This window comes from Kitasatospora sp. MBT66, assembly GCF_000710405.2.
GTDB classification, from domain to species: domain Bacteria; phylum Actinomycetota; class Actinomycetes; order Streptomycetales; family Streptomycetaceae; genus Kitasatospora; species Kitasatospora purpeofusca.
The window spans coordinates 1,367,803-1,376,626 of the sequence record NZ_JAIY01000010.1 but is presented as its reverse complement, the minus strand read 5'-3'; the positions used below and the strand labels follow the sequence as shown (position 1 = coordinate 1,376,626).

The 8,824-nt window shown below is 71.4% G+C and carries 8 protein-coding genes; 3 read left to right on the top strand and 5 right to left on the bottom strand.

Going from position 1 to position 8,824, the window contains the following annotated elements:
- Window positions 1–46: 46 nt before the first annotated feature.
- The 4 genes from BI06_RS30630 to BI06_RS30615 form a co-directional block, all read right to left on the bottom strand.
- Window positions 47–583 (bottom strand): response regulator transcription factor, encoded by a 537-nt coding sequence (locus tag BI06_RS30630; protein ID WP_051742168.1) that lies wholly within the window; start codon window positions 581–583, stop codon window positions 47–49.
- A 429-nt stretch (window positions 584–1,012) separates the two neighbouring features.
- Window positions 1,013–1,222 carry a ferredoxin gene (locus BI06_RS30625; RefSeq protein ID WP_030397511.1) on the bottom strand — a complete coding sequence of 70 codons (210 nt, stop codon included), beginning with the start codon at window positions 1,220–1,222 and terminating at the stop codon, window positions 1,013–1,015.
- A gap of 2 nt (window positions 1,223–1,224) precedes the next feature.
- Window positions 1,225–2,427 (bottom strand): cytochrome P450, encoded by a 1,203-nt coding sequence (locus BI06_RS30620; protein WP_043472902.1) that lies wholly within the window; start codon window positions 2,425–2,427, stop codon window positions 1,225–1,227.
- 461 nt (window positions 2,428–2,888) lie between these two features.
- Window positions 2,889–3,824: an oxidoreductase gene (locus BI06_RS30615; RefSeq protein WP_030397509.1), complete on the bottom strand. Its 936-nt coding sequence runs from the start codon at window positions 3,822–3,824 to the stop codon at window positions 2,889–2,891.
- An 82-nt stretch (window positions 3,825–3,906) separates the two neighbouring features.
- Between BI06_RS30615 and BI06_RS30610 the strand changes: the two genes are divergently transcribed.
- Window positions 3,907–4,518 (top strand): TetR family transcriptional regulator, encoded by a 612-nt coding sequence (locus BI06_RS30610; protein ID WP_043472900.1) that lies wholly within the window; start codon window positions 3,907–3,909, stop codon window positions 4,516–4,518.
- A gap of 81 nt (window positions 4,519–4,599) precedes the next feature.
- Entirely contained in the window at window positions 4,600–5,013 is a 414-nt protein-coding gene (locus tag BI06_RS30605; protein ID WP_051742164.1) for a GNAT family N-acetyltransferase, read from the top strand.
- A 127-nt stretch (window positions 5,014–5,140) separates the two neighbouring features.
- Here the strand turns inward: BI06_RS30605 and BI06_RS30600 are convergent, their stop codons facing one another.
- Window positions 5,141–7,498 (bottom strand): collagenase, encoded by a 2,358-nt coding sequence (locus BI06_RS30600; RefSeq protein WP_043472896.1) that lies wholly within the window; start codon window positions 7,496–7,498, stop codon window positions 5,141–5,143.
- Window positions 7,499–7,865: 367 nt separating this feature from the next.
- Here BI06_RS30600 and BI06_RS30595 point away from each other — a divergent pair.
- On the top strand, window positions 7,866–8,824 hold a 959-nt coding region (locus tag BI06_RS30595), incomplete at its 3' end, for an aminotransferase class V-fold PLP-dependent enzyme (protein ID WP_051742162.1).

Below are 8,824 nucleotides of genomic sequence, written 5' to 3'. Positions count from 1 at the left end.
CCCCGCTGTCGTAGGGTCGTCCTCCTCGCCGGCCGCGGCCGTGGTCTCACATGGCCGCCGCCGAGGCGATCAGCTGCGCCCGGGAGGCCATGTGGGCCTTCGCGAGCACATTGGAGACGTGGAACTTGACGGTCTTTTCACTCAGGCCCAGCCGACGAGCGATCTCCTTGTTGGCCATGCCCCGCCGCACCAGCTGGAGCACCTCGGACTCGCGCGAAGTCAAGGGTGCGTGGGTGGGGACCACCGAGAGGGGGCGGGGCAGTGTGTCCCGCACGAACCGGAGGAGCAGGCCGCTGAGGCCGGGGGAGACGTAGCAGTCGCCGGTGGTGGCCCGGCGGACCGCTTCGACCAGGACCTCCTCGGGATCGTCGGAGTGCACGACGGCACGCACGTTGGCCTGGGTCAGACGGATCCAGTCGGCCGCGGTCTCGGCGTCCTCCACGACGACCACCAGGGCGGTGTCGAGGGCGGTCAGCTCGTGCAGGTGGTCGGTCTGCTTCCGGGCTTCGAGCACCACGACGTCCGGTTCGCGCACCGCCGTCGCCGTCAGCAGCCCGATGATGTCCGCCGCCTCGCCGACCACGGTCAGTGCGTCGTCCTGCTTCAGTGCCCCACGAATGCCCAGTCGCGCGTAGGGGTGTCTACTGCATACAAATACTCGTGTCTGGCTGCTGCCACTATCCAACTTTTCCGCTCTCCTGTTATGTGGGCACACAGGGGTGAGGGGCGGGGCCGGCCGGGCGCGGAAGATCGCCGCTCCGTGCTCGGTCCGCATTTCCGGGCAGCGCGAAACAGCGGTCGCGCGGCGCGGTGAAATGGACAGTAAAAGACGTTCTCGAAATCGCCGGGAAATCCGTTGAGAACCGCTTCGGGTGCGCGGTTCACCCGGGCCGGATCATCCGGTCGCCCGCGCGGGAGAATTCTGCGGGCGACCGGATTCCGGACAGCGGTGCGGGATGGCAGGCGGATTGTCGAGACGCGGTCTGCTCGCCCCCGTGCAGTGCTGCGTCTGTCAGTCCGTCGAATTCCGGTGGGAGATCTCGATGGCGCCCACCGGACACAGCTGGGCGGCGCGTTCGACCGCCTCCCGGAGGTGCTCCGGCGGCTGGGAGATCCGCAGCAGCACCATGCCGTCCCGACTGTCCTGGTCGAACACGTCGGGCACGGTCTCCACGCAGTTGCCGGACCCGCAGCACAGGTCCCGGTCGACAGTGATGTGCATGGTCACCACGTCACCGGCAGTTCGCCCAGCCCGAAGGTGACCGCCTCGTGGCGCTTCGGGACGTCCGCCAGGGTCGTCTCCGACCGGAGGCCGGGGAACTGCTTGGCCAGCTGGACCAGGGCGATCCGCAGCTCGGCCCGGGCCAGCGGCTGGCCGATGCACTGGTGCAGGCCGAAGCCGAACGCCATGTGCCGGTGGGCCTCGTTGCGCCGGGGGTCGAAGAACTCGGGGTCGTGGAAGACCGACTCGTCCCGGTTGGCCATCGACAGCATCGCCACGACGCCCTCGCCGGCCTTGATCTCCCGGCCGCCGATGACGGCGTCCTCCAGCGCGAGCCGCGGGAGACCGGTCCGGACGACGGTGCAGTACCGGAGCAGTTCCTCGACGAGGTTGGGCGCCAGGCCCGGGTCCTCGCGCAGGGCGTCCAGGTGCTCGGGGTGCTCCAGCAGGGCCAGCGCCGACATCCCGATCATGTTCGCGGTGGTCTCGTGGCCCGCCACCAGCAGCAGCATGGCCATGCTCAGGAGCTCCTCCTCCTTGAGCTCCCCCGGGATCACGCGCTCGGTCACCAGCCGGCTGAGCAGGTCCTCGCCGGGGTGGGTCCGCTTGTGCGTGATCAGGTCGCCCAGCAGGCCGTTCAGGGCCTCCATGGCGGCGCCGACCTCGGCCGGACCGGAGTTCCGGTCCATGATCGCGCGGCTGTGGTGCTGGAAGAAGTCGTGGTCCGAGTAGGGCACACCGAGCAGGTGGCAGATCGTCATCGACGGCACCGGCAGCGCGAACTCGTTCATCAGGTCGGCCGGCGGGCCGATCTCGCGCATGCGGCCGAGGGCCTCGTTGACGGTCTCCTCGATCAGCGGCTCGATCCGCCGGATGTTCTTGATCATGAACTCGGCGGTCAGCATGCGCCGGAAGCGGCTGTGGGCGTCGCCGTCCATGAAGATGAACAGCCCGGACGCGCCCTCGCGCGTCGGCGGGATCGGGTTGAGGACCGGGAACCCGGGGCGGTACTGGTCGGAGCTGAAGCCCGGGTGGCGCAGCAGCTGCCGCACGTCCTCGTGCTTGGTGATCAGCCAGGCCCAGCCGCCGAAGGGGAGTCTGATTCTGCCGGTCGACTCGTCGAGGTGCTTCAGGTCGTAATCTCTGACCGGAATGAACGGGTCGTCGTCCGACCCGATGAACGGGAACGCCGGAAAGGCGGTCACATCAACGCTTGCTACTTCCCCCACTTTTACCCCCGTGGATGGAGCTTGACATTGAGCCATCACCCTAACAGGTCGTCATCGGACGGATCTTCGATAGTGATCCACCTCACATGCCCCTGGCGGTTGACTCGGGGAAAGCCGTTGATTCGTCGGAGAAGAGGCTCCGGGAAGCGGTCGGAGGTATTCCGTTCGTGATGGTCGGAGGGGGCTGTGGAATTGTTCGGGCGAGATCGTGAATGGGAATGCCGAGATTCCCGGTGCCGCCGCGGGGAGAACGGGGAGCCGGGGTTCGGGAGATGTGAACGAGTTGTTCCCGCGGGGGGCGCGGGCGGTGCGGGGGTGCGTGTGGTGCGGGCGTGCGGGTGGTGCAGGGGCCGACGCGCATGCCGGGGGCGTCATGCGCGGCGGCCCCTGGTACGGGTGCCGGGGCCGGTCGGGTCGGGCGACGGGCCCCGGTCGGGTCAGGCGACGGCGGGGAAGGCGAACCGGACGGCGGTCAGCCGCTCCGACAGCTCCCACAGGCGCTTGCCGGTCTCGGCGTCGGCGGCCGACGGGGCCAGCTGGACCACCTTCGGGGTGCCGCGCAGCTCGGCCATCCCGTCGGGTCCGATGAACTGTCCCGACTCGACCTCCGCGGCGGTGGCGGCGAACAGTTGGGGCAGCGCGCCCTGGTCCGGAGCCTGGGCGAGCGGGGTGAGGATGCGGCCGAAGAGCACCTTGACCATGCCGACCGGGGAACTGGTCTGGAGGTTGGTGGCGGTGTAGCCGGGGTGCGCGAGCAGGCTGCGGACCGGGCTGCCGGCCGCGGCGAGACGCTGGTGGAGCTCCCAGCCGAACACGGCGTTGGCGAACTTCGACTGGTTGTAGTAGCCCATCGGCGAGTACTTGCGCTCGCCGGAGAGGTCGTCGAAGAAGACCTTGCCCTGCCGGTGGTTGGTCGAGCTCACCGTGACCACCCGCGGGTCCTTGCCCTCGGCCAGGAGGTCGAGCAGCAGTCCGGTGAGGGCGAAGTGGCCGAGGTGGTTGGCGGCGAACTGGATCTCGTGGCCCTGCGCGTTCAGCGTCCGCGGCGGCGCCATCACGCCCGCGTTGTTGACGAGGACGTCCGGGCGGGTCCCGTCGGCGCGCAGCCGTTCGGCGAAGGCGCGGACCGAGTCGAGGTCGGCCAGGTCGAGGCGGCGGACCTCCAGGCGGGCGCCCGGCTGCGCGGCCGTGATCTCGGCGGCCGCCCGCCGGCCCTTGGCCTCGTCGCGGACGGCGAGGACCACCTGGCCGCCCTTGCGGGCGATCGCCCGGGTGGTCGCCAGGCCGAGGCCGCTGTTCGCCCCGGTGACGACGAACACCCGCCCCGTCTGGTCCGGAATCCGATCGGCGGTCCAGCCCTGCTGCTTCGTCATGCGTCACACGTTGCCCTACCTGTCACCGAGTGTCAAGCGCGCCCATAGGGGTCAAGGACGGCGCGGCGTGTAACATGAGGGGGTGACTACCCGCCCTGAAGCGAGCCTGGCCCAGCGCAAGCGTCAGCTGGTCTCCGACGAGCTGTCCCAGGCCGCGCTGAACCTCCTGGCGCAGAAGGGGTTCGACGCGGTCACGGTCGACGAGATCGCGGCCGCCGCCGGCATGTCCAAGCGCACCTTCTTCCGCTACTTCGCGTCCAAGGAGGACGTGGTCGTCCAGTTCCTCGGGGAGATGGGCGCCGGCATGCGGGCCGAGCTCGCCGGCCGGCCGGCCGAGGAGTCGCCGTCGGTGGCACTGCGGCACACCGTCTGGGTCTCCATCGACGCCTGCGCCGGCCATGCCGAGCAGGCGCTGCGGGTGGTGCAGCTGATCCTGGGCACGCCGGCGCTGCACGCCCGTTTCCTGGAGCGCCAGGCGCAGTGGCGCGACGAACTGGCGGCCGAGCTGGCCGACCGGCTGGGCCTGGGCTCCGCGACCGGCCTCCACCCCCGGCTCGCCGCGGGGATGGCCCTGACCGCGTTCGACGTCGTCCTGCAACTGTGGAGCGCCAGCGACGGCGCCGAGGACCCGGCCGAACTGACCGACCGCGCCTTCGCCACCGTCGCCCCCGCCCTGGACGCCCTGCCGGCCTAGGCCGCCCGGCGCGTCCTCGCACGTGTTCGCGGGTCCGCGGGGGTGTGAGCACGGCCGCGGGCGCGTGGCAGGCTGCTCCGTATGGTGATCAATGATTCGTCGCCGGCCGGCGACGAGGTGCTGGCGGTCCGTCCCGAGCTGACGGACGCCGAGCTCAACGAGTTGTTCGGCGCGTCCTGGCCGGAACACCGGGCGACCTCCTTCGCGCCGGTGCTGGCCCGCAGTCTGACCTGGATCGCGGCGCGCCGGGGGGACCGGCTGGTCGGATTCGTCAATGTCGTGGGGGACGGCGGCGCGCACGCCTTCGTCCTGGACACGACCGTGCATCCGGACGAGCGCCGGCGGGGGCTCGGGGTGCGGCTGGTGCAGGCCGCCGCCGACGAGGCGAGGGCGCGCGGTGCCGAGTGGCTGCACGTCGACTACGAGCCGCACCTGGAGTCCTTCTACGGCCAATGCGGATTCCGGCCGACCGCCGCCGGGCTCAGGCGGCTCTGAGCGGAGCATGTGCCCCGGGCCCCAGCGTCGGGGCCCGGAACGCCGTACGGCCCCGGACGGTGGTCCGGGGCCGTGCGGGTCGTGGCGGGGCGGGCCGGTCGGGCACCGCCCCCCGTGCGGGGAGGGGTTACCGGCGCAGCGGGCCCTCGCAGGTGTAGTCGGCGGTGCCGGCGCGGCCGGTGGGCCAGACGTCGACCTGGCCGAACCAGCAGTTCATGTCGGCGAGGTTGTTGGCGGCGGCGCCGCCCCGGGTGAGCAGGAAGTAGTCGACGGTGGCGGCCATGTCCGCGCGGACCTTGCCGGCGTCGAGGGTGTTGGTGAGGTTGGCGGTCATCCGGCCGGTGCAGGTGAACCGCATGGTGTTGTTCCAGTCGGCGTTGTCCTTGCAGACCGGGGTGTTCTGGGTGGCGCGGGTGAACGCGTCCTGGACCTCGGAGGCCCAGGCGTAGCTGAGCCGGCTGTTCGGCGTGTAGTCGGTGACCGGCACGTAGAGGTTGTCGGCGAGCGGGATCTCGGCGTCCAGGAAGGCGTTGTACTCGCGCTGGAGGTCGGCGTCCCGGCCGAGGCGGTCGCGCCAGGCGTTGTAGCCGGTGACGTCGTCGGCACGCAGCAGCCGGTACATCTCGGCGAGCTGGTCGGGGTGGCGCTCGCCGAGCAGGTTGAAGAAGGTGGCCGCGTACGGGTAGACGCGGAAGCCGAGGCTGTTCCAGCTGGCGTGCAGGATCTGATTGATCGTCAGGCGCGGTGTGCCGGAGGCGCCTTCCTGGGCGATCTGGCGGACCATGTACTTGCGGGCCTTGACGCCGTCCTTGGAGGTGGAGCCGGCGAAGTACTCGGCGGTGCCCTCGTTCATCGCGAAGGTGGCGTCGCTGGGCCAGCGGGTGGTGTAGCCGGACTCCGGGATTGCCCAACGGGCGTTCAGGTAGTGGGTGTACTCGTGCCGGAAGAGCTCCTCCAGGCTGAAGTACGACTCGGCGGTGGTCCGCTGGTAGGTGTAGAAGGTGGAGTTCTCCTCGATGAACATGCCGCCGTTCTCGACGTCGCCGATCCCGAACAGCAGGTACTGGAGCGAGCGGTAGTTCGTCTTGGTGTCGTACAGCTGCACCGTGAGGGTGGGGTGGGTGTCGTCGGCGAGCGGCCGGTCGGTGCCCAGGACCCGGAAGAACTGGGCCTTGACCTGCTTGGTGGCGTAGTACAGCTGGTCGGCGGTGGCCCGGTCGAGGGCGGTGCGGATGACCAGGGTGCCGTTGTCGTAGGTGTAGGTGTTCGGGAAGAACTGCTGGGTCAGCTCGGCCCGGCAGGCCCCGTACTGGCCGCAGAGGCCGAACTCGTTGAGCGGGACGGCCAGGTTGAGCCAAGGGCGGCTGAGACGGCCGAAGTTGTTCTGGACGGTGCTGACCACGCCGCCGATCTCGGCCTTGATCTCGCCCTTGAGCGAGTCCACCAGGGTGTACCGGGCGTACTCGTTCATGGCGTCGCCGACGGCCCACTCGGTCTCGGTGCCCTTGAGGTGGCCGTAGCCGGAGAAGGCGCGGATCGCCTGCCGGTAGCCGGGGTTGGCGACGGCCGCGGCGCGGAAGGCGCCGCCGTCCTCGACGATGTTGTTGACGCCCTGGAAGTTGAGCTGGAGCGCGGCCTGCAGGGCCCAGTTCCAGCCCTGGTCGCCGATGTACTTGGTGCCGGGGGTGGCGTACTGGCGCAGCACCCGCTCCAGCAGCGGGAGCCGGCCGGGGCGCAGCTTCGGGGCGGTGGAGGTCTGGATCAGCTCGCCCATGGTGAAGCCGGCGGCGGTGGTCTGGTCGAACGCCCGGGGGTTGGCGGTGTAGGCGGTGATCGCGCGGTCGATCGCGGCCGCGGTGGCGTCGTCGTTGAGGTCGAACTCGCGGTGGCTGTAGTCGAAGTAGACCGCGACGTGCAGGAAGTACCAGAGCTCCTGCTGGTTGCGGTTGTTGGCGCTGTCGAAGCCGGGGGAGAGGGCGGTGATCCGGTCGGCGACGGCGCGCACGTGGGCCGGGGTCAGCACCTTGGTGAGCTCGGGGCTCCAGTCGACCAGCAGCGGGCGCAGACAGCCCTCGTAGGTGTGCGAGCGGTCGGCGAGGAAGTCGGCCAGGGCGGCCGGGGAGAGGGCGGTGAAGGAGGCGAGCGAGCAGGCCGCGGCGGCGTCGGCGGCGGTCGGGGCGGCCTGGGCGGCGGGGGTGGCCGGGTCGGCGGCGGGCCGGGTGGCGTCCGTGGTGGGCTGGAGCGTCTCGTTGCCCGGTGCCCCCTCGGGGCCGGGGGCGCCGGTGGTGGTGCTGCCGTGGGCGACGTCGCCGGCCGGGCCGGCCGGGTGGGCGGTGGTCCCGCCGAAGGCGGCGGCCGGGTCGGTGGTCCGCCCGGAGGCGGCGGGGGGTGCGACGGCCTGGGCGCTCTGGACGAGCGGGGCGGCCAGGGTGACTGCGAGGGCCGCGGAGAGCAGGACCGAGCGCAGGCGGGGGGTGGTTGGCACAGGAGCTCCAGACGAGCATGTGGGGGGATGCGCGGGACGGGGCGTGTTGGGGTCCGGAGCCGTGGGGGGCGCCGGGTCCGCCGGACCGCGCGGGAGTCTGATGACGTCGAGGGAAACGATGATGATCTCTCGACTCACTGGCCAGTAAAATAGTAATGTCAAATTGCATTGCGCAAGGGCTGGTGGGAGGGCAGATCGGCCGCCGGTAACGAGAGGGTCTCGACCGGGGGTCGTGGTGCGCAGGGTCTTGACGGGGAATCGACCGGGGGCGTTTGCTGGCTCCCGCTCGTTGAACGTTGATCGGTTCTGTTTGTTTGTGTGGGATTTGAACGTTCAAATCACTGCGCCGCCCGACCAAGGAAAGGTCATGCCCGAGTACCTCAAGAAGTTCGCCGAGCCGTTCGGCTACCTGGACTTCGCCCGCTTCGGGCCGGTGTCGGAACCGGTCCGCCGGGTGCTGCTCCGCGAGGCCGACCGGCTCCACCGGCACGGCTGGGACGCGCTCGAGAGCCTCGACGCGGACACCGCGACGGCGGCCCGGACGGCGGGCGGGCTGCTGGGCTCCGCCCCGCACGAGATCGCCTTCGTCGGCTCCACCTCGCACGGGCTCTTCGCCGCCGCCCACGCGGTCGGCGCCGGTGCGGGGCGCCGCGGATCCGCCCCGGACGGCACCGTGCTGGTGGCGCGGAACGACTTCCCCGGCGCCGTCTACCCGTGGCTGCGCGCCGCCGACAACGGCGGGCTCACGGTCCGCCAGCTCGAAGGCCCGGTCACCCCCGACCTGGTCCGGGAGCACCTGGACGACCGGGTGCGCGCCGTCGCCGTCTGCGCCGTCGACGCCGCGACCGGGTACCGGGCGCCGCTGGCCGCGATCAAGGAACTGATCGGGCCGGACCGGATCCTGGTGGTCGACGCCGTCCAGGCCCTCGGCGCCGTGGAGTTCGCCGCCGACGCGGCCGACGTGCTCGCCGCCGGCGGCCAGAAGTGGCTCCGGGCCGGCTGGGGCGCGGCCGTCCTGATGGTCCGCGACCGGATCGCCGACCGGATCGGGCCCGGGCTCAGCGGCTGGTCCGGGGTGGTCGACCCGATCGACGCGCCCGCCCACCCCTGCCCGCCCCGGCCCGGCGCCGTCGCCCACACCCTCACCAACCCCGACGGCCCCGCCGTCGCCGCCCTGGGCGCCGCGCTCGCCCTGGTCGGGGAGGAGGGCGCCGGCCGGATCGAGGCCAGGATCGGCGAGGTGCTCGGCGGACTGCTCGCCGCGGCCCGCGCCGCGGGCGCCGAGACCGGCGGCGGTCCGACGGCGGACGCCCCCTACGGCTCCTG

Coding starts and splice junctions, on each gene's coding strand:
- BI06_RS30615 (WP_030397509.1), bottom strand. CDS start 3,824: ATGACGAAGCAGCAGGGCTGGACCGCCGATCGGATTCCGGACCAGACG.
- BI06_RS30625 (WP_030397511.1), bottom strand. CDS start 1,222: ATGCACATCACTGTCGACCGGGACCTGTGCTGCGGGTCCGGCAACTGC.
- BI06_RS30605 (WP_051742164.1), top strand. CDS start 4,600: ATGGTGATCAATGATTCGTCGCCGGCCGGCGACGAGGTGCTGGCGGTC.